At 41.3% G+C, this 23,454-nt stretch carries 26 protein-coding genes and 1 pseudogene; 15 read left to right on the top strand and 12 right to left on the bottom strand.

The features are described 5' to 3' along the window. Positions 1–503 precede the first annotated feature (503 nt). The 3 genes from N473_RS10875 (at position 504) to N473_RS10865 (ending at position 2,362) form a co-directional block, all read left to right on the top strand. Complete coding sequence (locus N473_RS10875) at positions 504–1,070, top strand: uracil-DNA glycosylase family protein (protein ID WP_063367926.1); 567 nt, start codon at positions 504–506, stop codon at positions 1,068–1,070. Between the two features lie 108 nt (positions 1,071–1,178). Next, positions 1,179–1,568 carry a hypothetical protein gene (locus N473_RS10870; protein WP_063367925.1) on the top strand — a complete coding sequence of 130 codons (390 nt, stop codon included), beginning with the start codon at positions 1,179–1,181 and terminating at the stop codon, positions 1,566–1,568. Positions 1,569–1,867: 299 nt separating this feature from the next. Continuing rightward, on the top strand, positions 1,868–2,362 hold the full coding sequence (locus N473_RS10865) for a DUF2314 domain-containing protein (RefSeq protein ID WP_039610536.1): 495 nt from the start codon (positions 1,868–1,870) through the stop codon (positions 2,360–2,362). Here the strand turns inward: N473_RS10865 and N473_RS10860 are convergent. Further along, positions 2,359–2,841: a GNAT family N-acetyltransferase gene (locus N473_RS10860; RefSeq protein ID WP_063367924.1), complete on the bottom strand. Its 483-nt coding sequence runs from the start codon at positions 2,839–2,841 to the stop codon at positions 2,359–2,361. The two genes, N473_RS10865 and N473_RS10860, sit on opposite strands and share 4 nt — an antisense overlap. A gap of 98 nt (positions 2,842–2,939) precedes the next feature. Between N473_RS10860 and N473_RS10855 the strand changes: the two genes are divergently transcribed. From N473_RS10855 to N473_RS10840, 4 genes are all read left to right on the top strand, one after another. Next, entirely contained in the window at positions 2,940–3,857 is a 918-nt protein-coding gene (locus tag N473_RS10855) for a LysR family transcriptional regulator (RefSeq protein WP_063367923.1), read from the top strand. A gap of 129 nt (positions 3,858–3,986) precedes the next feature. Next, positions 3,987–4,511, top strand: a complete 525-nt coding sequence (locus N473_RS10850) for a chalcone isomerase family protein (protein WP_063367922.1) — start codon at positions 3,987–3,989, stop codon at positions 4,509–4,511. Continuing rightward, the gene (locus tag N473_RS10845; RefSeq protein ID WP_063367921.1) at positions 4,511–5,074 is read left to right on the top strand and encodes a DUF3833 domain-containing protein; all 564 of its coding nucleotides are present in this window, start codon (positions 4,511–4,513) and stop codon (positions 5,072–5,074) included. Before N473_RS10850 ends, N473_RS10845 begins: the two co-directional genes overlap by 1 nt. Positions 5,075–5,291: 217 nt before the next feature. Beyond that, on the top strand, positions 5,292–5,843 hold the full coding sequence (locus N473_RS10840; protein WP_063367920.1) for a metal-dependent hydrolase: 552 nt from the start codon (positions 5,292–5,294) through the stop codon (positions 5,841–5,843). A gap of 57 nt (positions 5,844–5,900) precedes the next feature. Here the strand turns inward: N473_RS10840 and N473_RS10835 are convergent, their stop codons facing one another. The 3 genes from N473_RS10835 to N473_RS10825 all read right to left on the bottom strand — a co-directional run bounded on the left by N473_RS10835 (position 5,901) and on the right by N473_RS10825 (position 7,923). Continuing rightward, on the bottom strand, positions 5,901–6,218 hold the full coding sequence (locus N473_RS10835) for a hypothetical protein (RefSeq protein ID WP_039610541.1): 318 nt from the start codon (positions 6,216–6,218) through the stop codon (positions 5,901–5,903). Between the two features lie 124 nt (positions 6,219–6,342). Beyond that, positions 6,343–7,293 (bottom strand): GlxA family transcriptional regulator, encoded by a 951-nt coding sequence (locus tag N473_RS10830; RefSeq protein WP_081221091.1) that lies wholly within the window; start codon positions 7,291–7,293, stop codon positions 6,343–6,345. Between the two features lie 90 nt (positions 7,294–7,383). Continuing rightward, positions 7,384–7,923: an isochorismatase family protein gene (locus N473_RS10825; protein ID WP_063367918.1), complete on the bottom strand. Its 540-nt coding sequence runs from the start codon at positions 7,921–7,923 to the stop codon at positions 7,384–7,386. Between the two features lie 189 nt (positions 7,924–8,112). Between N473_RS10825 and N473_RS26495 the strand changes: the two genes are divergently transcribed. Both N473_RS26495 and N473_RS10820 read left to right on the top strand, forming a co-directional pair. Then, positions 8,113–8,286 carry a hypothetical protein gene (locus N473_RS26495; protein WP_196766396.1) on the top strand — a complete coding sequence of 58 codons (174 nt, stop codon included), beginning with the start codon at positions 8,113–8,115 and terminating at the stop codon, positions 8,284–8,286. Between the two features lie 229 nt (positions 8,287–8,515). Beyond that, a complete protein-coding gene (locus N473_RS10820; protein ID WP_063367917.1) occupies positions 8,516–9,268 on the top strand; it encodes a substrate-binding periplasmic protein in 753 nt (250 codons plus the stop codon). Between the two features lie 43 nt (positions 9,269–9,311). Here the strand turns inward: N473_RS10820 and N473_RS10815 are convergent, their stop codons facing one another. From N473_RS10815 to N473_RS10800, 4 genes are all read right to left on the bottom strand, one after another. Continuing rightward, positions 9,312–10,760 (bottom strand): dihydrolipoyl dehydrogenase, encoded by a 1,449-nt coding sequence (locus tag N473_RS10815; protein ID WP_063367916.1) that lies wholly within the window; start codon positions 10,758–10,760, stop codon positions 9,312–9,314. A gap of 67 nt (positions 10,761–10,827) precedes the next feature. Further along, positions 10,828–11,562 carry a glutathione peroxidase gene (locus N473_RS10810; protein WP_039610545.1) on the bottom strand — a complete coding sequence of 245 codons (735 nt, stop codon included), beginning with the start codon at positions 11,560–11,562 and terminating at the stop codon, positions 10,828–10,830. Positions 11,563–11,841: 279 nt separating this feature from the next. Beyond that, positions 11,842–14,004, bottom strand: coding sequence for an ATP-binding protein (locus N473_RS10805; RefSeq protein ID WP_063367915.1), 2,163 nt, complete (start codon positions 14,002–14,004; stop codon positions 11,842–11,844). Between the two features lie 240 nt (positions 14,005–14,244). Continuing rightward, positions 14,245–15,279 (bottom strand): DUF4097 family beta strand repeat-containing protein, encoded by a 1,035-nt coding sequence (locus N473_RS10800; protein WP_063367914.1) that lies wholly within the window; start codon positions 15,277–15,279, stop codon positions 14,245–14,247. A 236-nt stretch (positions 15,280–15,515) separates the two neighbouring features. Here N473_RS10800 and N473_RS10795 point away from each other — a divergent pair, with 236 nt between their 5' ends. Together N473_RS10795 and N473_RS10790 are read left to right on the top strand one after the other, a co-directional pair. Next, on the top strand, positions 15,516–16,304 hold the full coding sequence (locus N473_RS10795) for an MBL fold metallo-hydrolase (protein WP_231099555.1): 789 nt from the start codon (positions 15,516–15,518) through the stop codon (positions 16,302–16,304). Positions 16,305–16,575: 271 nt separating this feature from the next. Further along, the gene (locus N473_RS10790; RefSeq protein ID WP_063367912.1) at positions 16,576–17,040 is read left to right on the top strand and encodes a GNAT family N-acetyltransferase; all 465 of its coding nucleotides are present in this window, start codon (positions 16,576–16,578) and stop codon (positions 17,038–17,040) included. Here N473_RS10790 and N473_RS10785 read toward each other — a convergent pair. After that, positions 17,037–17,351, bottom strand: a complete 315-nt coding sequence (locus N473_RS10785; RefSeq protein WP_155735581.1) for a Rho-binding antiterminator — start codon at positions 17,349–17,351, stop codon at positions 17,037–17,039. The two genes, N473_RS10790 and N473_RS10785, sit on opposite strands and share 4 nt — an antisense overlap. Positions 17,352–17,445: 94 nt before the next feature. Between N473_RS10785 and N473_RS10780 the strand changes: the two genes are divergently transcribed. Further along, positions 17,446–17,835, top strand: a complete 390-nt coding sequence (locus N473_RS10780) for a response regulator (RefSeq protein ID WP_039610549.1) — start codon at positions 17,446–17,448, stop codon at positions 17,833–17,835. 58 nt (positions 17,836–17,893) lie between these two features. On the opposite strand, the gene N473_RS10775 is transcribed toward N473_RS10780, so the two are convergent. Beyond that, positions 17,894–20,056, bottom strand: a complete 2,163-nt coding sequence (locus N473_RS10775) for a M3 family metallopeptidase (protein ID WP_063367910.1) — start codon at positions 20,054–20,056, stop codon at positions 17,894–17,896. A gap of 357 nt (positions 20,057–20,413) precedes the next feature. Here N473_RS10775 and N473_RS10770 point away from each other — a divergent pair, with 357 nt between their 5' ends. Continuing rightward, on the top strand, positions 20,414–20,989 hold the full coding sequence (locus tag N473_RS10770) for a DJ-1/PfpI family protein (RefSeq protein ID WP_039610551.1): 576 nt from the start codon (positions 20,414–20,416) through the stop codon (positions 20,987–20,989). Between the two features lie 103 nt (positions 20,990–21,092). Beyond that, positions 21,093–21,641: a dihydrofolate reductase family protein gene (locus N473_RS10765; protein WP_063367909.1), complete on the top strand. Its 549-nt coding sequence runs from the start codon at positions 21,093–21,095 to the stop codon at positions 21,639–21,641. 28 nt (positions 21,642–21,669) lie between these two features. Here the strand turns inward: N473_RS10765 and N473_RS10760 are convergent, their stop codons facing one another. Continuing rightward, entirely contained in the window at positions 21,670–22,098 is a 429-nt protein-coding gene (locus tag N473_RS10760) for a GNAT family N-acetyltransferase (protein WP_063367908.1), read from the bottom strand. A 193-nt stretch (positions 22,099–22,291) separates the two neighbouring features. Between N473_RS10760 and N473_RS10755 the strand changes: the two are divergent. Continuing rightward, a pseudogene (locus N473_RS10755) lies at positions 22,292–22,583 on the top strand (GrpB family protein); the annotation flags it as partial. A gap of 110 nt (positions 22,584–22,693) precedes the next feature. Here N473_RS10755 and N473_RS10750 read toward each other — a convergent pair. Then, positions 22,694–23,449: an SDR family oxidoreductase gene (locus N473_RS10750; protein ID WP_063367906.1), complete on the bottom strand. Its 756-nt coding sequence runs from the start codon at positions 23,447–23,449 to the stop codon at positions 22,694–22,696. Positions 23,450–23,454 lie beyond the last annotated feature (5 nt).

Below are 23,454 nucleotides of genomic sequence, written 5' to 3'. Positions count from 1 at the left end.
ACAGCTATAAATTAATATGCTCGCACATACACTGTATAAAACGGCATCTACTTTACTTGTAGGCAGTAAGAGACTTAAAAGCGAAACACAGTAGGCTGTGAAAAAATATCCCCCTAAAATTGCAGCGCAAAATCGGGACGCAACGCTCAACCTATATTGAAAAGTCAAAGCATTATCGGCGTGTGACATAACGTTCCTAAGTTTTTTGATTAGGTAAATTATTATCTACGAATAGTTTTGTAAATAACAGTAATTATCATTGCTAAATACACTTAAAAGTATGGTGTCGTCACTAGAAGTGAAAGAAGTTAAAGTTTTTGCTACAAGAAAGCGGGAAAATTAATTTTTTGGTAAAATTCCATCTATTTATTGGGTTAATTTATTCTTTATTCTAGTAAGTGATTCTATATCATTAAAAAAGTTAGGGCTGGCGTGAATTAATATTTGGCTATGGCGGTCTACTTAAGCAATGATAGTGTACTTTTTAAGAATGCAGAATAGCCATGAAGTTATTAGATGAGATAGCGGCATGCCGTTTGTGTCATACACAGTTTGGTCATGTGCCTTCCCCTGTTGTGCAAGGCAGTGCCAACGCTAGGATACTAATCGCAGGGCAAGCGCCTAGCATGACAGTACATAAAACAGGGAAACCTTTTAATGATGCGAGTGGTAAAAAGCTTCGAGGCTGGTTGGGTGTTACGGAGCAGCAATTTTATGATCCATCATTGTTTGCCATTATCCCTATGGCGTTTTGCTATCCGGGAAAAGGTAAAACCGGTGATAAAGCGCCACCTAAAATATGTGCTAGCACTTGGCGTGAAAAACTATTGGCGGAATTTAATCAGGTTGAGTTTACAATATTAATTGGGCAGTATGCGCAAGCTTATCACTTGGCGAGCTATACAAATGTCACCGAAGCTGTTCAGAATTGGGAAAGGTTTATGCCAACTAAGATGCCATTACCGCATCCAAGCCCACGAAATCATTATTGGTTGAAACGGAATCCTTGGTTTGAAATAAATGCAATTCCTGCATTAAAAAAACGAATATCAGACGTTTTAACGAGTTAGTCAATAAATATGTCATCTCAAAGGAGTTGCTAAAATGCCGCACATCTACCATAATCGCCACATGCTTTGGTTTACAAAATATAACATTTTAATTCAAGGGAACTGAAAATGATTTACCACCTATCGGGATGGATCTCGGTGTTAATTTCGATTTTTGCCATATACCCGAGCTATCAACCTGGCGCAGGTTCTGTGATAGGCTTTTATTTGTGCTTATTTGCATTACTAGTCTCTGCTTTTGCCAGTCACCTTGGTCACTCACTGTACTATCGAGCTGCGTTTGTGTTATCAATCATCAATGTATTGTTTGTGAATGATGGGACTAATTTATCATTGCTAACCAGCGAAAATGATTGGGTTTACATTGGATCCATGTATGGGATCTATATTGTGGTAAGCAGCATATGTGGATTTTTAGTTAGCCGAGAAGATTTGCTCGGTAACAATATGAGCAGAAAACAGACCAAGAGAGAACAAAAGCCCGCTGTATATCGGTAAGCCAAAAAATTAATATTTTTATTGTAAATAATTGTGAAAATTCAATTTTTTGCATTTGTTTACATATAGATTGTTATTCTATTGTGTATTTGCTTTGTTAAGTTAGGCATGTTTTATTTATCAACTCCGACTTCGGAATAGTCTCGATTTCAATTTACCTACTATCCTGTTCTACATTTCAATAATCGCCTTAATTTAGATCAAAATTGTCCTAAACTGAGTGTTATAGGTTTAACAATGACATAGTGAGTGTCTAAAAGTGAGATTCACACTTCGATAATAGTCCGGAAGGAGAAAGTATGTACTGGGGTCTAGTTGTTTTGGTAATACTCGCTGGGTTTTGGCTACACAATCGTTATAGCTCTGAATCACAAGACTTTCCGCCAATTGAGACCGATCCGAATGATCCTCTGGTATTGGAGGCCGTTGCGCTTGCGAAAGCGACAATCGATGAATTTCGGGTTTTGTTCTTAAGATATCCAAAGGATGCATTTGTCAAACTTGGCTTTGAAAGTGATAGAGGTGTCATTGAACATTTGGGTGCGCACGTTGAGACAATTAAGGGCAATGAAGTGAGTGTATTTTTGGTTACACCTCCGATCACGCATACCGGTAAAATGGCCCACAATTATGTCTGCCAATTGGAAGACATAGAAGATTGGCAGATCACGGATAATGCCGGCAATATTTATGGTGGGTATATTCAACGGGCCATGTTTACGATTGCTGAGCGTGAAGGCATTGCTCTTCCACCGGAGCTCAAAGCAATGCAAGATAAATACGTAGATGTTTAAGGCTGCTCTGCAAAGTCTTTAAGTGCTTGCCCGGTCAGACGATAAATTATCCATTCATCTTGCGGCTGTGCACCTATGCTCTGGTAAAAGTCTATGGCGGGTTTGTTCCAGTCTAAAACCACCCATTCAAAACGGCCGCAGTCTTTTTGTATTGCCGTTTGGGCAAGGTGTTTCATCAATGCTTTACCCGCACCTACGCCGCGCTTGTCTTGTGCAACATATAAATCTTCAAGGTATAAACCATATTTGCCTAGCCACGTTGAATAGTTGAAAAAGTATACCGCAAAGCCAATGGCTTCGCCGTTTTGCTCGCAGATAAGTGCATGGGCCCGCACATCATCGCCAAATAGTTTTTTTTCAATATCTTGTACCGTATTTTCTACCGCATCAGGTTCTTTTTCATAAATGGCTAATTCATTAATGAAGTGCAAGATAGTGGCTGCATCTTTCATTTCTGCAGGTCTTATAGATAAGCTCATGGTGGTTTATTCCTGTTTGACTTAGATGCGTATCAGTGTACTGTTTAGTAACACATGAATAAAGTGCATGGTTTGCACTTAGTATATGTATTAAATGCATGAACAATATACCCAATATAGATTTAAACTTGTTGAAGCTGTTTGCTGTGTTGTATCAAACTGGCTCAGTGACCCAAACCGCGAATATTTTACATATGAGCCAGTCGGCATGCAGTCATGCTTTGACTCGGTTGCGGTTAGGGTTAAAAGATGAGCTGTTCGTCAGAGAAAATAATCAGATGTTGGCAACGGATTATGCCAATAGACTAGCCGCGGATGTGTTGCCTGCATTTGAAGCGATTATCTTGGGACTGCAAGGGGCAAAACCGTTTGATCCGCAACAAGTGGAGCGGCTTACACTGGCCGCTACAGATTATACAGCATGGTGCTTGAAGCCATTTTTAAGTGACATATTATCTCGATTTAAGAACTTATCTATTCAAATAATTCAATTGGAAGAACGCATTCCCGTTCAGGCATTGAAAGACCTAAAACTAGATCTTGTTTGTGGGTTTGAGCACCAGCAAGAAACGTTAGAGGGGTTGGTACAGTTAAATTGCTTTGAAGGGAGTTATGTGACATTGAGCTGCGCAAAGCAGTTATTTCCCGAGCAATTGTCTTTGGAAACTTTTTTGTCGAAATCACATGTGTTGATTGCACCTTGGAATGAAACAAGAGGAATCGTGGATCGTATTTTGGCACAGTCTAAAAAGTCTCGTCATGTCGTTATGGCGACGCCGCATATGCTTAATGCGCTAGCGCTTATAAAAGACACTGATTGGCTGATCACTCTGCCTGCAAGGTATGCTGCACATGCTGCAAAAGAGTATCAGTTGTCTAGCCATATCCCCCCCATCAACGTACCAAATTATCGTGTAAAATTATATTGGCACAAAACGCGTCAACGAGACCCGAAGTTACAGTGGTTTATATCGCAGTTTTGTCAATTTTACGGCTTACATCACGAACCACATTAACTTCTCATTGGTCGAAGCGATGCCTTCCTAGATACTCCAATACACATTCTTACAAGATAGCCGCTTGCTAAGTGAACGAAACATATAATACTTGCGTATAAGCTGTTGAACATAAATGATGGATTAAAAATGAAACAGTTTAAAAATAGTGTATTGGCGTTGTTCCTTGTGGTGAGCGGCTTGGCCAATAGCAGTGAAAATATAGGACTTGATCTGACAAGAGACATGACGCAAGTTGGTCAAACGGCGCGAATGACTTATTTGTTTTGGGACGTGTATGATATCCGACTTTATTCGCCCTCCGGTCAATATGAACGCCTAAAGCCGTTTGTCTTACAGTTAACGTATTTACGCGATTTAGATGGTCAAGAAATTGCGAAACGCTCGTTGGAAGAAATGCAAAAGCAAGGTTTCGATGATCAAGCGCTGGGTGATATTTGGCTAACACAAATGCAGTCGATTTTTCCCGATGTTTCCAAAAATTACTCGCTTTATGGTGTGAGAGATGAGAAGGGAGCGACACGTTTTTATGATTCTGAAAAGTTATTAGGCGAAATCGCAGATCAAAATTTTACTAAGTGGTTTTTTGATATTTGGTTGGGTGAAAAGACCACTGAACCCAAAATGCGCATGAAATTGTTGGGAGAGAAATAATGAAGTTTGTGATTGTATGCTGCGTATTGGTCTTACTTTCTGCTTGCCAAAGTTCAGTGCAAAGCGATGAATACCAAAATATGAATCCAGAAATTGACGTTTTTCGCTTCTTTGATGGACAGGTCAATGCATGGGGTATCGTTCAAAATCGCAGTGGCGAGCTTGTTCAGCGTTTTAAAGTGAGCATAGACGGCTTTGTCAATGCGCAGGGAAAACTGGTGCTTGATGAAACGTTTACTTACGGAGTCGGTGATGGTGTTAAGCATCGAGTTTGGACCATAGAAAAGCGCGGTGACGGGTTTACAGGTCGTGCATCTGACATTGCAACACCCGCTGTTGGGACTGTCTACGGCAATGCGCTTAGATGGCAGTACGAAATGGATTTACCCGTTGATGAGAGCACCTACCGTGTTGTTTTTGATGATTGGATGTGGGCGTTTGATAAATGCACGTTAATGAACCGCTCGTATATAAAAAAGTTTGGCTTAGTGATGGCTGAGGTTACTATTTTTATGCAGAGCAATGAGGCCACTCAAGGCTGTAAAGGGGCATTACACCCCTAGCACCCAAAAATATAAAAGTAAGAGGCAGACAGTGGCATTGTGCCTCTTACTCGCATTGCGTGATGCACCTTCTTGTTGTCACACTCTATTTTTTACACTATGACTTGCGCTCATTTTTATAAAAATTATTCAGCGCATATTTATGCCCATTTTTATAATATTGTCCTGATTACGAAATCACGAGAGTATCTGAATTATAAATATTGGGAGTGAGTGCATGGCACCAGTTACTCATTTATTATTGAGCTGGACGGTATCGGTTGCTGCATTTAAAAGTCGACGAAATCGTATGTTAGTCAGTTTATCTGGTATTGCTCCAGATTTGGATGGGTTGGGGATTGTGGTCGATGCCATCACGGGTAAAACCGCTTGGTATAGTCAATACCATCATGTGTTAGGGCATAACCTGCTCGCTGCGTTTACTATTTCCTTGTTATGTGCATGGATAGCAAAGACAAATAAAGCTTGTGTCTGGTTTGCATCATTTTTTTGCTTTCACCTGCATATTTTCTGCGATGTATTGGGGTCAAAAGGCCCCGATGGCTTCCAATGGCCTATTCAGTATGCGTATCCAATGATGACTGATTATAATCTAGTTTGGTCTGGGCAATGGGCATTGAATGCATGGCAAAACCAAATACTAACTGCACTACTGATCGTTTTGAGTTGTTATATTGGGATAACAAAGCGCATTTGTTGTTTAGAAGTCTTCAGTACGCGTATGAATATAACTGTGTTTAATGTATACGATAAATATATTAGAAGGTGATCGTGTATAGATCACCCCGTGGTAAGTAGGTTGATATCGTAATGTGGAGTTTTCTGACTAAAACTTACCCTGCATGTAGGCATCAATCTCTTCGGCCATATGAGATTCAATGTCATCCTCTAAATCTGATTTAGTTGTATCATGCATAGATATAAACTTAGTGGCTTGTTCTGCGCTCAGTAATTTGTTTTTTACTCTATATTCCCACTCAGGTAGGGTTTTGTCATATCGAGGTACTACGCTCACCGTTGCAAATTGATTTTGCCAAGGAGACGCGTTTTCCTTTTTACAAAAAGCTTCAATATGGTCTTTACCTTGCGGGCCCATACAACCCGGTTCTAAGCGTAATTGGACGTAGAGTAATAAGTCACTCATAAACACTCCATAGATAGTGGTTTCTTTGAGTCTAGACGTTCATAAAGATAATATAAATACACTATCTGATCTACTTTGTTGATGTATTGATATATCGCACAGGTGATCTCTTACCCTTGAGAAGTTACACACCACTATATTGTAGCCTGTATTGTTGGGGGCTCATGTGTGTTGTTTGAGTAAACGCGCGCCTGAACTGACGGCCGCTTGAGTAACCGCAGTTTTGTGCAACAATTTCAACGCTATGATTACTGTGTTTCAACAACTGTTTTGCATGACCGATTCTGATGTGCTGGAGGTATTCTCGGGGGGAGATGCCGAGGTGTACAGAAAAAAGACGACTTAATTGACGCTGTGACAAGTGTGCAATATCGGCGAGTTGCTCGAGCGAATAGTGTTCAGTGACATTACTACAAATTGCGTCTTGCACTTTGTGAATACTGCGATGCATGTGATTACGATATTTCAGCCAGCTACTGAGCTGAGGATCTTGGCCTGTTCGACGGAAATAGACAAGCATTTCTTGCGCCACTTGAGCGCCAATATGCTCGCCGAATTGAGTGCTCACAAAATAAAGTGCCATATCGATCCCCGAACTAATGCCAGCACTGCTAATGATATGCGTATCTTCAACAAATATTCTATTATCTAATACGTGGCTTTCCGGAAATGCTGTGCGCATTGTATCTATGAGTTGATAGTGCGTTGTGCAGGATTTATTAACTAATAACCCCGCTTTTGCAGCCAGCACAGCGCCAGAGCAGATGGTGAGGACCGTGTGATCTTCGATGACGTTTTTTAGCCATTGAATAGTCTCTCGCGCATCTTGAGTTGAATATGCATCGAAAGCACGATGGCAACCAGGCAGTACTATGATGTCTTCAGGCGCTAATGTTGGCGGTAAAGGTGCTAGGTTGGCTAATTGCAACCCCCCATCGCAGCTTAGCTGTTTAGATGTACTGACATAGCTTATCTCGTAGTCTAAACCTAAGCGTTTAGCTTCTATGAACACTTGCAGAGGGCCTGCAAAATCGAGTGGGAGTGTGTCTGCAAGCAAAACAAAATAAATAGTCACTGGTTGTCGCCACATTGTAAAAGGATGGAATTGTTAATATAAAATGGCGATAAACCTCTTATAAACAAGGTGCACCGCCAACTTGAAGCACTAATAGTCTTGATGAGAATGAATGGAAGCGAAACGATTAGCAAGTACTAATTCTGTTCTGGCTTTGATGTCATCTGATGAATAATCTGCTCCCGTTATGGGACAATTCATATCAAAGGTCAGTGTGGCATCAGTAACAAACTCAACGTTGAAGCCTAAATCAAAGGCAACACGTGCAGTGGTCTCACAGCATTGCTCTGTGCGTATGCCGCTGATCACCACTGTATCTATGTTGTATCGTTTCAACCATGTTGCCAACCCAGTATCTGTAAAAGCGTTGTGTACGGATTTGTAAAACACTTTCGTAAATGAGTTTGGTAAAAAGGCCATCGGTTCAACTAAGCCTGAAGCAGGATTGAATGGGCTGTCAATCGCATCCTCTCGGCTATGTAGCACTTTAATAATCGGCAAGTTAGCATTGTTAAAATGCGTGATCAGACTCCCTAGATTTTTTTTGAATGTGGGAAAATCTTTTTCCTGCCAATAATCCGTTTTAAAAAAAGAGTTTTGTGTATCAATAATGATAAGTGCTTTGCTCATCGCGTTTGTCCTATATCGGTTACTTTGTTGTGACCAGTATAAAAATTGAAGCAAAGTAAGTAGATACCTATTCTCGACAAGCATAGGACAGATTAAGACATGTATAATGGCAGCACAAATACTGTACAGATTTATCGTTGACATAGATAGTAAATGTATATACGTTTGTATATACGCTTAGGGGAAGGTATGGCGAAGAACAAAGATGCACAGTTACTAGTGCGTATTAATAAAGACCAGAAAGATCAGTTTATTGCGTTGTGTAATGAGCTAGAAACGAGTTCATCAAAAGAAATTAGAAAGTTTATCAAAAGGTTTTTAAATAAGCATAAATCAAAGTCAATAGGAGATCATAATGGCTAAGAAAGTTGAAGTTAAAAAGCTAAAAAAAGAAGTTAAGCAACGCATTAAGAAGATCGCAAAGCATGAAGCAAAAATTAAAAAGCTGAAAAAAGCGATTAAAAAAGCTTAAGTTCAAATTTTTATCAAAAAAGGCAGCGTAGGCTGCCTTTTTTGGTTGTATCAGTATAGTAAAACGCACCTTACAAACGATGCGATTGCATCTACACTATAAGTGAAGTGAGGAAATCCAATGATGCTCAAATTCGCGTTTTATTTACTGATTGTGATGTTAACGCATTCGGCTGTCGCTAAGGGGCCTAGCCTTGTTTGGTTTACTGAAGACTACCCGCCTTTTAATTACCATGTGAATGGCCAAGTAGAAGGCATTGCTATTGAAGCGTTGAAGCTTATCTATCTTGATTTAGGCTGGGATTTTGACGATAACAACGTTATGTTATTGCCTTGGCCTAGGGCCTATCAGATGACGCTGTCTAATCACAATGCTTGCATTTTTTCTATGACTTACACTGAAGAGCGTGCCAAGCTTTTTCAATTTATTGGCCCGACCATGGATAATCACATTGCAATTATTGGCCACAAAGAAACAAGCTATCACTTAGCGAACCTGAAAAGTATTGGCGATTTAAAAATTGGTGTGGTGAAAAATGATATTGGTCATCAATTATTGCGTCAATCTGGGATTGATAAAGAGAGTTTAGTCTTTTTAGCCTCAGGTTTTGAGTTGGTACAAATGTTAAAGTTAAAGCGTATAGATTTAATTGCATATGGGGATGTGATTGCACGCTATCAGTTTAAACGAGCTGGGATCAATCCAAAGCACTATCGAATTGTGATGCCGTTGCGTTCTTCCTATTTAGGGTTCGCTTGCAACAAAGCGATAGATAAAAAAATAATTAATAAAATGAATGACGCGCTGAAGGTAATAAGAAGCCGTCGGCCAGAGATATTTGATCCCGAACACTTTTACAGCCAGACTGAGTGAGCATAGTGCTCACTCTAGGTATGCTGAAATACAGCGGCCTTAATTAAGCGCCTGGACCACACTCTAAGCAATGTTTGATAATGTCTGGGCCGAACTTTAATTTCGCATTGACGTTACGAAGTGCTGTTCTAACACCTTCTTCAATTACAGGGTGGTAAAATGGCATATCCAGCATTTGCGGTACCGTCATCTTATTTTGCACAGCCCAAGCAAGTAAATGCGCAATGTGCTCGGCAGCTGGTCCAATAAACTCAGCGCCTAAAAACAAACCAGTCCCCTGCTCTGCATACACGCGCATGTGGCCTTTATTTTTGAGCATCACGCGGCTGCGACCTTGGTTTTCGAAACTGACTTCGCCAATTTCATAGCATCCACATTCTCCATAATTTGCAGTCAACTGAGCGTAATTATCACCAACCATGCCGATTTGCGGGTCACTAAATACAGCTGCGATTGGTGTGCGGCGTAACCCATTTCGGATATCAGGGAAACGTCCGGCATTAACGCCCGCAATCGTGCCTTGATCAGCCGCTTCATGTAGTAGCGGAATTTGATCGCTGGCATCACCGGCTACAAAGATGTGGCTATCACCACATTGCATGGTATGGGGATCTGCAATTGGTACTCCATGATCTTCTAACTCTAATGACGTATTTTCTAGGCCAAGTTGATCTACATTAGGTACCCTGCCCGTTGCAGCCAGCACATAATCAAACTGTTCAGTTTGAGATTGACCTTGTTTATCGATATAGGTGAGTTGGGCTTTGCCATCAACGACTTTCATGTCAGATACTTTTGCATCCGTATCAACATAAAACTCTTCGGCAAATACGGTGTTTGCGTAGTCACGGATCACGGGGTCCGTCAGCGGGCCTATATTGCCTCCAACGCCAAATAGCTTTACATTTACCCCAAGTCTATGAAGTGCTTGTCCAAGCTCTAACCCAATAACACCAGGGCCAAATACAGCGACTGAATCTGGAAGGTCTTGCCAATCAAACACATCATCGTTGATGATGAGCCTATCTCCAAATGCTAAAAATGGTGGTGGAATGTTGGGTCTAGAACCTGTGGCAACCACAAAGCGTTTAGCGGTAATAATGGTATGGTCATCGATTTGAACGCGATTGTCATCAAGAAACTTAGCGTGACCAATGATGCGATCTTCATTTGGTAACTCTTCGACAGCTTCGACTACAAAGCCGACAAAACGGTCTCTCTCGCTGCGCACTCGGGCCATAACTGCTTTCCCGTCGATTTTTGCCGGTTCACTCATGACGCCAAATTGAGGGGCTTGTTCGACATGATGAGCGGCTTCTGCAGCAGCTATTAACAGTTTACTCGGCATGCAGCCAACACGTGCGCAAGTTGTACCATATTTACCTGACTCGACCATCAACACGTTGGGTGTGTATTGCTTTGCATTACGATAAGCACTCAGGCCAGCAGTACCTGCACCAATCACAACGACATCTGTTTCAAGCTGTTTCATTATTACCTCACTAAAGATTGAAAATGTGGTTTATAGGGGCTGTCATGCCCCTTTACAGTGCTAGGAGTTAGTTATTTTCGAAGTAGGTGGTCAAGTCATCTGAGCCGCCGATGTGTGCACCACCGATGAATACCTGAGGCACTGTCTCACGACCAGATAAAGCTTTTAAGCTGGTTAAGCTTGCCTGTTGACCAAGTACTAGCTCTTCATATACCAAGCCTTTTTCGCTTAGCAGTGCTTTTGCTTTAGCACAGAATGGGCAGCCAGGTTTAGTAATAATGGATACTGGCTCTGGCTTTTTTTGCTCCGGATTGATGTACTCGAGCATGGTGTCAGCATCAGACACCTCAAACGGGTCGCCAGGTAAGTCTGGCTCGATGAACATTTTTTCAATTACGCCGTCTTTCACAAGCATTGAGTATCTCCAGCTTCGCTTGCCAAAGCCAAGGTCGCTTTTGTCGACAAGCATGCCCATACCGTCAGTGAATTCGCCATTGCCATCTGGGATGAGTGTGACATTCTCTGCTTCTTGATCTTTTGCCCAAGCGTTCATAACAAACGTGTCGTTGACAGACATACATACAATGTCATCTACGCCATTTTGCTTAAATACATGCGCAAGCTCGTTGTATCGCGGTAAGTGTGTTGATGAACATGTTGGTGTAAAAGCACCTGGTAGTGAAAATACGATGACGGTTTTACCTTTGAACAACTCATCAGATGTGATGTGTTGAAACTCTTCACCTACGCGCACTGGAAAAGTAACTGATGGTACGTTTTTGCCTTCGATGTTATTTAGCATTTTTTGATTCTCCTCTAAAGTTGATGGAGCTATTATGTCGCTGAACATTTAATTTGTATATTTGATTGAATTAATCAAACCAATCCAAAAAATTGATGGGTTGGTTGTTCATATATCAAAACATATTCAAAATATAGACGTTAAATGACAAATTGATTAGCTGACTTACAGCGTATGGGCCTGAAAATCCGTCAGTAGGAATGAGGAAGACGTGACCAAACTGGATAGACGTGTGATCACTGGGGGTCAGTTGACAATGTTAGTGAGAGAGCGATTTGGTTAGGGCTTGATTGGTAAGGTAAATTGAATCACTACTCCCCCCAATTCACTGTGCATAGCCGCGATATGACCTTTGTGTAGTTCAATGATCTTTTCACAGATTGATAAGCCTAGACCTGAGCCACCTAAATCTCGGCTGCGAGATTTATCGCATCGATAGAGTCGCTCGAATAGTTTTTCCAGTGCGTCCGTGCTGACCCCAGGCGCGCTATCTTCAAAGGTACATACCACGGTTTGTTGCTGCTGAGACACCGTTATTTTTACTTGTCCCGGTTGATCGGTGTAATGCACACTATTACGCGCTAAATTATTAAACACTTGATTTAAACGACTGATATCGCATTCAACTTGTAACTGTTCTGGCAATTGATTGATGTATATCACCTCTAAATCAGATGAATCAATGATTGGGGCGATAGCGATAGTTAAGTCATCGAATAAAGCTTTTGCTTGGCACAGCTCAAACTCAAGTCGCAAGTTATTTGTGTCGGCTTGAGCTAATTCATAAATGTCTGCAATTAGGGTATTGAGCATATCCAGTCTGCGTTGCAGCACTTTATACGTTGTTTTAGGGTCTTCAGTTAAATTATATTCGAGCGCTTCAATATTTAGCTTGAGTACGGTTAACGGCGTACGCAATTCATGAGACACATCGGCCAGTAGTTGTTGCTTCAAGCTCAGGCTTTGGTTTAATAACTCGGCTTCCTTTTCCATCACACGGCGGCGTTTTAAGTGGTACAGATAAAAGAGTAATATGAAGTTAATTAATACGATAATGGCAGCAGCCAACACGACGGTGCGTGTTTTTGTGTCTTGCTTTTGTTGTGCTAGACCTGCCTGTAGTTCATTGACCTCCAATCGTTTGAGGCCTATCTCACTATTAAGCTTTTTGGCCTCTAACCTTGTGGTAATTGCTTGCTGACTTATGTGTTCTTTGGTTGCAAAGGCGCGCTCTTGGTAATAAAGGGCTTGTTCAAAGTCATTGAGGCTTTTATGTGCCACTGCAAGGCTTTGTAATACCGTTAAGTTATCTTCTTCATTGACTGTATCAAGTAATGTCGATAAGAGTTCAATTGCCTCTGCAGGTTGTTCATAGGCTAATGCCATGCCCAGTTTAACTTGAAACTCTTGGTAGAGCTTTTCATTATCTTGTGCATTTAGCTTGTCTAAGCCCAAGGTAATCAGTTGGATGGCTTTCACATAGTCGCCATCGGCCAGCGCGATTTGCCCTTGTACAGCTTGTGCTCTTGCTTGGTTTTTTTCATTATTAACCAGTGAAAATAATGAGCTTGCCAGATCAATGGCTGTGCGTGCAGCGGTGAGGTCTTCCAGTTCTATATATAACTTTGCAATATGGAGCTGAGTTAAGCCCATATAATTTTTATCATCGAGCTTTTTATCTATGTCGTACGACTTGTTTAGTGCTTCAATTGCGGCATGATGGTCTGACAGTTTTTCATAAATACGTGCCAAGCTATAGTAAGTAGATGAGATATGCGCAAGACTGATGTCTGGCTCACCTAGTTGAAACTCCAATTGTTGATTGAGTACATCTAGTGATTTGTCTAGCTGGTGAAAATCTCTATATACCCTCGCTTCTGTACTTAATGCAGCACTAAATAAATGTACATTGTTGATTTTATTTGCCGTGTCTTTGGCCTGAAAAACATGTGCTAGTGCGGGAAAGTAATCTTGCTTCTGAGACAGTACATTGGCTAGCATTCGATGAGCGTGACTTTTCATACGAAGGTCCCCAGATTGCTCAAATTGGGATATCGCCTGCTCAAAGTGACGCTGTGCATCGGTGCTGTTACCAAGAAGTATAGCCAAATCTCCTGCTACCCAGTGATATTTACCCAGTAAATTAGTATCAGGGAACTGCGCTAAGTGAGCTGCAAGTTCATCCAGACGCCTAGCGGCTTTTTGAAATTGATTCGACCTGACTAAGTGTAAGGCGCTGCGATGCAATACATAGGTGCGCTGTGTGTGCGTTAAAGTGGGATCTGCGAGTAAGCTCTGCGCATCTTCTAAAAGCGCGTTTCGATCTTTTTTGCCCTTGGCCTCAGACTGAGTTTTATACTGTGTAAAGTCTTCAGAGGCATGTGCGATAGAGTTGATTGCTGCAAGCGACAATAAGCACGCAGAGATAAAAACCTTAAACACTGAATTCCCATAGGTATAACAAGCAAGAGGATTATATTATGAGAACTTAAAGGGATGGGATATAGGTAATTATTATTAACAATGCTTGTTAGCTATGCATTTTTTTCCAATATGTGATCACTTTAGCATAAGCCCTAGTAGCAATTTATGGCGCTAAGTGTGCAGGCTCGGTATTTTTCAGGGCTGCGCGCGTGAAATGGGGCGCGCAGCTGTCGTGTTTTGATTAAAACAACACAGTCATTATCTATCTAAATTTAGATTCGAAACATGTGTGACATTTGAAATTTTGACATCGCCAGAACCATCTTCAGTAATTTCTAGTTTGTGGCTGTCACTGACGGCGATATCACCTGACTCATCTTCTATAGATACCTCGCCTTTTGCTTGTGTTACCCAAATATCACCAGAGCCGTCATCGATGGTTACATTACTAGCAATGTTTGAGATTTGAATATCTCCAGAGTCGTCTTTGAGTGTCACAGATTGGCCACCGACAATGTCGACTTTTCCCGAGCCGTCTTCTACTTGTATCTCTCCCACAACGTTTCTTAACGTAATATCTCCCGAAGCATCTTCAATAGACACAAGTTGAGCAGAGTTTATTAGGATATTACCGGAGCCATCTTGCACGCGAACATCTTTTGCGGCGTTGGCGATGCTAATGTTGCCGGAGCCATCGTCAATGTCGATATGGCCATCAATATCTGTTAGCTCTAGATTACCAGAACCGTCCTTTATGCGAATATCTTGAGTGGCATGAGTAATGGTGATATCGCCTGAGTTATCGTCAATCTTGATGTGTCCATCAACGTCTTTCAGCTCAATGTGGCCTGACCCATCGTCAATGGTGACACTGTCAACATTAGAGACAAACAGCGCACCTGAACCATCGTCTATATCGAGGATCATAGAGTCAGGCACAGTCACCTCAATACTAATTTGTGGGCTTTTCCCTGAGTACCAAGCGACGCCCACGAATGCGTCATGTTTTGCAACGAGTTTTGCCGTATCGCCGTGTTTATCTAATGTCAAAGTATAGCTTCTATCAGGGGCTGTGATGATGTTTGCAGTGAGTGAAATAGATGTGGCATCTTTAGCACCTTTGACAATAATATCGCCAGAACCATTATCTATGCTTAATTCAGATAGACCTGCAGATGGTAGAGAGAGGGATTTTGTGTACTGTACTAAGTCGTCTTGCGCATTACCATTGATGTGAACCACACAACCACTTAGCAATAATCCGGCGATAATTGGGGTAATTATTCTTTTCATCTTTATAATCTTTTTTAATTTTGTTTGGTTTGAGATATTAGCAGCAAATATAGGACCAAATTCGAAAATATTTTAATTAATTGATTTTTAATAAATTAATTGTTTTTTGCTGATTGTTGATATGGTTTTTTTGACTAAAATATAGTGCTTTACGTAACAGGTTCGTCAATTTCATGTCATTGCTCTGTCAATTTGATGCTGCATATTGGCTTAATAGCTTCTAGTTAATGAGGTCGATGGTGTTGCAAGATGTGACTATGCCAGATTCATTGACGCCAATGGTTGAGGCGCAATGTAAAAAAGAAATCAGGCCTGATTCAGCCTTGTTTTTAGGGGTTGGTGATGCAAGCGCTATGGAGCTGGGTAACTCTGCGTGTTTATTGCAGCATCAGTCGAGACCTTGGCTGTTAATTGACTGCGGTCATGATACATTGCATCGATATGATGCTGTGTTGCCTGATGAGTTGCCCGATAGCGTGTTCATTACACACTTACACTATGATCATGTGGGCGGTCTTGAGCAGCTTTATTTTAAAGCGACGCTATCTGATAAAAAGATCAGAGTATATGTGCCTGTTTTTTTGGTTTCGCAGTTATGTGCCATGCTTCGTTACACTAAGCTAGCAGAGTTAAAAGCAGATGTTTGGCATACCTTTATTTTGCATCCTGTCTGTGAGTATTTTTGGCATCAAGGGGTGAAAGTGTGGGTATACCCTGTTCGTCACCATGCTCCCAACTCTGCTTTCGCGTTACATATTCCTGGAGTTATGTTTTATTCTGGAGATACACGTCCAATCCCTGAGCTGCTTGCGCATGTCACATCAGAGAGTGAAATTATTTTTCATGACTGTGCTGTAAAGGGCAACCCCAGTCACAGTGGCATAGATGATTTACTTCGCGAATACCCAAGCTCATTAATCAGCCAATTATGGGTTTACCATTATCATAGTAGGCAAGATATTCGTTGCTTTGAACGTGCCGGAATTAAATATGTCACGGCTTTAAGCCCCATCAGCCTCCCCTGACGTTATGGTTGTTTTCTACTCATTTTGAGATGTTTTGTACCCATTTGGCGCAAGAAATCGCATTTTAATAACATTTTAACTATTTTCCGTTATACTTGCGTCAATTTAGATTACACTGAGTTGTTTACTTGAGTGACTCCCCTCGTTTAAAGGTGCATATGAGTGCCTTGGAGTACGACTTAGAGTGTGTTGTGCATTTCTATATATGAAACCAATCACAATGTATGTGCACACTTTATGAGCGAAAAAATAACAATGTAAAAGGGACCCTATGCAGCTAGTAGAGCTAAAGCCAGATGATCCTAATGTTCAAGATTTATTTGCAGAAATAGACCGTCTAATGAACACCCTCTATCCAATTGCCAGTGATCAATCGCTTGCTCTAGAGGAGTTGAATCAGCCCAATGTGAGAGCGGTTGGTTTAAAAGATGAATCAGAAATTGTGGCTTGTGGTGCCATTGTGAAGCAGTTTGATAAAAGGCTGTATGGCGAAATAAAGCGTCTATACGTTAAACCCAGTTTTCGTGGCAAAGGGTTATCGAAGCGTATTATGCAAATTCTTTTGCACTACGCAGGTGATGCTCAAATTCCATTGATCCGTCTCGAAACGGGTATTAAGCAAGCAGAGTCGATTAAATTGTATGAGTCTTTAGGCTTTGAGCGCTGTGAACGATTTGGTTTATACAGAGATAATCCGCTCAGTGTGTTTATGTCATTATCCCTGCAATCCGATTAAGTCTTAGCATTAAGCTTAATCGTTTGAAAAAATGGATTTTGTGTCAGTGCTGTGACCTCTGAGATTGTGTCTAGCGCTATCTGAGTGAGCGCTCTGTTTTGTTCTATGACAAGACATTGTATGCGATGTTCGTTGTATACAATGTCTTTCGCTCTCCCTTCATATGTTCTTGTATTCGTTGTAATCTTTAGTATGAAAGACTTCATACATGCAATTTCAATCAAATCGGTATCTTCACATCGCATTGGCGTTTTTCGCAAAATATTATCTCGTTCACTCTGATTATAGTCGTTATGACTTGTTGTCAGCACATCCGATGTCACTGTAAAGGGGTTAGACAAGTGCTTAAAAGTTGGCTAGCTTTGAAGCTCGGCACTTATTCTATACGAGTAATAAGGATATAAAATGAGAATTTTAGTGGTAGATGATATGACATCGATGCGTCATGTTATGATAAATATGCTGAGAAAACTGGGATTTGACGATATTGATGAAGCGACAGATGGCAAGCAAGCGTTGGTTTTGCTTGGTAAGCGCAAATACCATTTGGTTGTATCGGATCTCAATATGCCACATATCGATGGGTTAACCTTACTCAGTAAAATCAGAGAAACACCTCGTTTAGCTCAGGTGCCAGTATTGATGGTCACGTGTGAAAATAGTAAAGAAAAAGTGCAGGAAATTTTGCTCAAGAAAGTTGATGGCTTTGTTGTGAAACCATTCAATATGTCCACATTAATACAGCAACTCAAAAGAATTAATGTACTGGATGAACACGGTCAGCTTTGTCACTAACGATATGAAAATAAAAGGGCGTATTGTGTACGCCCTTTTTTAGATATAAAAGCCAATATTATTTGGTTTCAGGGAAACCTCTGTCGCGCATCAATGCGCTTACATCTGCATCGCGACCGCGGAACTTGCGATACGCTTCAGCTGGGTCCATCGCATTTCTAACTGCAAATAAGTAATCTACTAAGCGTTTTGCAACGTCTTTATCGTAAAAACCACCTGGTGCATTAGCGAACGCTTCCGCAGCATCGGAGGTGAGTACTTCTGCCCATAGGTAACCGTAGTAGGCAGTGGCATAGCCTTCGCCTGAGAAAACATGACCAAAGTGTGTTGTTCTATGACGCATAACGACTTCGCTAGGCATGCCAATCGCTTCAAGTTGTGCTTTTTCAAACGCCACAGGGTCGCCAATTTTATCTGGATCAGTTGTATGGAACTTCATATCCATAATTGCAGACGCCAGGTATTCTGTTGTGGCAAAGCCTTGATTGAAAGTTGCAGACTCTTTGATCTTCTTGACCAAAGATTGTGGCATTGGCTTGCCAGTTTCATGGTGCACTAAGAATTTATTGATCACTTCTTCGGTAGACAGCCAGCGCTCAAGCAATTGTGACTGAAACTCAGTATAGTCACGTACACCTGCGTTTGAGCTTGGGTATTTCACGTTTGAAGAGAGCGCGTGTAGTGAGTGACCAAACTCATGGAAGTAAGTTTCTGCATCGCTCCATGAAACAAGCGTTGCTTTACCTTCAGGGCCCTTAACGAAGTTAGAGTTGTTGGTACTGAGTACGTTAGTTTTGCCATCCATAGACGTATGACTGCGGAAGGATACCGCCCACGCACCGGAGCGTTTACCTTGACGAGCAAACGGGTCTAAATACCATAAACCAATATGCTTGCCAGTTGTTTTATCTGTGACTTCCCATACCTTTACATCTTCATGATAAACTGGCACTGAGCCGTCTTGGATAGGTGAAAACTCATAGTTAAACAAGCGCCCTGCAACATAGAACATGGCATCAGTGAGCTTGTCTAGTTGTAAGTATTGCTTAATTTCATTTGAATCTAAGTCATATTTTGCTTTTCGGACTTTTTCAGCATAAAAGCGATAATCCCAAGGCTCAATGGTGAGGTTTGCACCTTCTTTGTTTGCAATCGCCTGCATATCTGCAACTTCTTCTTTAACACGGGCAATAGCAGCAGGCCATACTTTATCCATTAAAGCGATGGCATTTTCTGGGTTTTTCGCCATGCGGTCTTCAAGGCGCCACTGTGCATAATCTTCGTAGCCAAGCAGTTCAACACGTTCGCGACGTAGTTTAAGTATTTCTGAGATCACCGCTTTGTTGTTGTGCTCACCGGCATTGTTACCACGGCTATAGTAGTTTTGCCAAACCGCTTTACGCAGTTCACGCTCAGTCGAGTAGGTCAAAAACGGATCCATTGATGAACGTGTATTGGTGATCGCATATTTGCCTGGTTGACCTTTTTTCTCTGCGGCACTTGCTGCTGAGTCAATAAATGCTTGTGGCAAACCAGATAGCTGATCTTTGGTTAAGAACGTCGTATAACCTTCTTCATCAGCAAGTACGTTGTTGCCAAACTGAGTATACAGCTTTGATAATTTAAGATTGATTTCAGCATAACGTTCAGCATTTTCGCCTTCTAGGGTTGCGCCGTGGCGAGCAAAACTGTTGTATTGACTCCAAGTGACGCGTTGTTGCTCTGGCGTCAACGTTTTGTATTCAGCACCTTCATATACGGCCTTTACACGCTGGAATAGCGCTTTGTTTTGGTTACGCTTTGATTCGAATTCTGACATCTTTGCCATCACAATGGCTTGCTGCTCACGCACTTCTGGTGACGACAGGTTCGTAATATAGGTAACGAAATAAGGGTAAATATTTTGTACAGCACTGCCCGATCGCTCAAGGGCTGCAATGGTATTCTCAAACGTTGGGGATTCAGAGTTATTAACGATGGCGTCAAGCTCTGCAAGTTGTTCTGCAAGCGCAATCTCAGCTGCAGGCACTAAGTCTTCGAGTTTCATGTCGCCAAACTGAGGAACACCTTGATAAGGGCCTGTGTACGCTTTCAATAAAGGGTTTGAATATTGTTTTTTTACTTGTTCAACGGGTGCTGAGTCTTGTGAACTAGGTGTAGTACCGCACCCAGCCAGCGCTAAACATACCGCAGCGCTTAAAAATGACATTTTTAATTTCATAGTGTTCTCAGTTTGTTCGATTGATAATTGTGAGTTATAGAGTTGCAATATTGACCAGGTAGTGGCCGCCATATCTAATTTTACAGGAGATACAAGCTTGCTAATTCGGGGACATACTACTGTAATCAATATAAAGTGCAAATGTGATCAAGCGTAAAAGTATTGCAAAATGTGACGGCCAAATCATAGGGTAACTCTGCCGCTTTTAAACCGCTATTCATCGAATTTTTAATGAAATTTACTATTTTTTATATTTTTTTATTTCTGAATTTTAATTTTATTCATAAAACTTTCTCTTGATTGTTGGTCAAATTTGAGCCACTTTAATTACACATACTTTGAACCCGTGATGACATCATGGAAATTGGTATCTTTATTTATAATGGCGTGGAAGCTTTGGACTTTTGTGGTCCGCTTGAAGTTTTTACGACTGCTTCGCGCATTTCAAAACGCCCTATCAATGTGAGTTTGATTGCACCGAGTAATTCTCCCATTAGAGCGCGCGGCGACTTATCCATTAACCCTCATTTTTGCATTCATGGTCACCCTAGGTTTGATCTGTTAATTGTGGCTGGTGGCAAACTTGACCGTGTCATAGATAACCAAGCGGTATTAGACTGGCTGGCAGAGACTGCAACACATACTCGTCATTGTGCATCTATATGTAGTGGTGTATTTCTGTTTGCAAAAGCGGGGCTCATAGAGGGTAAAACCGTGACGACGCATTGGCAGCGTATCGAAGAGCTACGTGAAAAGTATCCTCATTTATTGGTTATTAATGATAAACGGTTTGTAACAGATCAAAATTTTACTAGCTCGGCAGGTGTTGCGTGTGGCATTGATATGAGCCTAGATATGGTTAAAAAAAGGTTTGGCTTTGATGTTGCCAGGCAAACAGCTCATCAAATGGATTATCTATGGTCAGAGTTATAAACAGGCTGGTGGTCTTTTTATACTAAAAAATGTATCAAAGCTGCTAATTAATCTAGACTTTTAGCCGATACTTAATCATTGGATAAGGTGGGCGGTTAAGGTAATGAAGACAAAAAATACAGTATATTTAGCACAGAGCTTGGATGGGTTTATTGCCGATCAGCACGGCAGCATAGATTGGTTATCTAAAATTGATAATCCACAGCATAGTGATCTTGGGTTTGCTGACTTCATGGCGCAGATAGATGCCATTGTTATGGGTAGACACACTTTCGAGCAAGTCATGCGATATGGACAGTGGCCTTATGATAAGCCTGTTTTTGTGTTGAGCCAGTCTTTAGAAAAACTACCTGAGCAAAGTAAAGGTAAAGCCTATTTGGTGTGTGCAAGTGAGCAAGAAGTAATATCTCAGCTTCATCAATTGGGCCATTACCGCTTGTACATAGATGGTGGTAAGTTAGTACAAAACTTTTTAGTTAAAAAATTAATTGATGAGCTAATCGTCATTACGGTGCCTGTTGTTCTGGGGCAGGGGCTAAAATGGCTGCCAGAGCGTCCACTCAACAGTAAAATAAGTTTGCAGGCGACGTCTGTGTTGTTGGGGCAATTAGTACAGTCACACTACCAAGTGCTCAACAGTACGTCTATGTAAAGGGGGTTGACAGTTTTTTAACCTGTCTTTAGGCACGTTTGAGTACCATATGATATTCAAATTCATCTTCAGAGTATGTTTGGAACCCCAGCTTATGATAGAGGCGTTGTGCTGGATTTTCTTTTAACACACTGAGATGCGCAGGAATGGTCGAATAACTATTTAAAATAAATTTAAGTACGGCGGCTCCAATCCCTTTATTCTGATGCTTTGGCACAATTTGCAGTTGCATGATCTCAAGATGGTGCACTGTGGCCCTATACCTTATGCAGCCCACTTTTTTCCCATCAATAAATATAAGATTGGCATAATGATAATACTCCTCCAACCTGCTTAAATGGGCTTCATGACACAAAAATATACCTAGCCGCTCTAAGTGCTCGGTCATTGTTTCCTCACGCAGAGAGAGTATATAGGGCTTGTCGGACTCTAATGCTCGCTTTAGGGTAATTTCCATGCTTTATCCTTGCTATAAGAGCGATGTGTTTGGCATGTGAAACGCAATCACTGACCTTATGAACGTACGCCATCAAGATGACAGTTTATGTAGGGCGTTTTTAGATTTTTTGAAGAACCTTTGAGTTAAGATTGGTGGATTAAACATGTTGTGTCAGTGATCGTCAGGTAATTATGGGGAGTGAGGTGACCATATGAAGGTAGAATTAGTCAGTTACGATGAAGCGTGGCCTAAAGAGTTTGAGCGAGAGCAAGCACATTTATTATCGCTTTTAAGGCCTTGGCTTCATGGCACAATAGAGCATGTCGGTAGTACCTCTGTACCGGGTATTTCTGCAAAGCCTATTATTGATATTATGGTTGGAGTGCGCAGCCTCAATGAGTCAATTGATGCGATAGAGACTTTGCGTACACATGGATATTCTACGCACAAATGATACAGTTGCTCAGCAATATGCACAGTTAAAACGTTCGCTTGCACTTGAAAATTATCAAGACAGAGAAGCGTATACTCGAAAAAAGTGGCCATTTATTGAGAAGGTATTAATTTTTGCCATACTCTACTTTTTTAATCTTGAGCATGGCAATTACAATGGCTATCGACTGACAAATCCACCGTTTACAAACAAAGTTTGTCCTGTAGTCCATTGCGATTGCGATGAGCAAAGGAAATCGACCATAGGTACAATGTCTTCAATGGTGCCAATCCGACCAGCCACACTAGCATCGCTTAAATAGGCGACAGAGCCTGCATCTTCTTGTTTATGAAAAAAGTCTGTATCGATGGGCCCTGGGCAGATCATGTTGACTGTGATTCCGCGTGCGCCTACTTCTTTGGCTAGCGCTTTGGTGAAATGTTCTACAGGTGCTTTAGAGCCAGCGTATAGTGCATAGTTACCGGTAAATGCGCCCAAAAGTGAAGTACCAATATTGATCACTCTGCCATTATCTTGAAGTGTTTTAGCCGCTTCTTGCATAACAAAAAAAGCACCCTTGGCGTTTACATTAAATAGCGTATCAAAATCTGACTCTGAATAATCTATAAATGCTTTTTTGCACACTTGACCTGCATTGTTTATGACGATATCAATTTTGCCGAATGCTTCTAACGCTTGTGCAAAGAGGTTTTTGACCTGAGCCGTGCAACCTAAATCGGCTTGAACAACTGAGACTTTGCGTCCTAACGCAATGATTTTTTCTGCGGTATCTTCTGCATTTGTGCGTGCGCTTTCACTGTGATAATGAATGACAATATCACAGCCCTGTTGGGCGAGACTGAGTGCAAAAGCTTGACCCATATTTTTCGCACTGCCTGTAATGAGCGCTACTTTATCTTGTAATGGAGGGTTCATACTCT

It is taken from the genome of Pseudoalteromonas luteoviolacea CPMOR-1 (genome assembly GCF_001625685.1).
Classification (GTDB): domain Bacteria; phylum Pseudomonadota; class Gammaproteobacteria; order Enterobacterales; family Alteromonadaceae; genus Pseudoalteromonas; species Pseudoalteromonas luteoviolacea_K.
The sequence above is the reverse complement of the archived record's forward strand: the minus strand, read 5'-3'. Positions and strand labels throughout refer to the sequence as shown.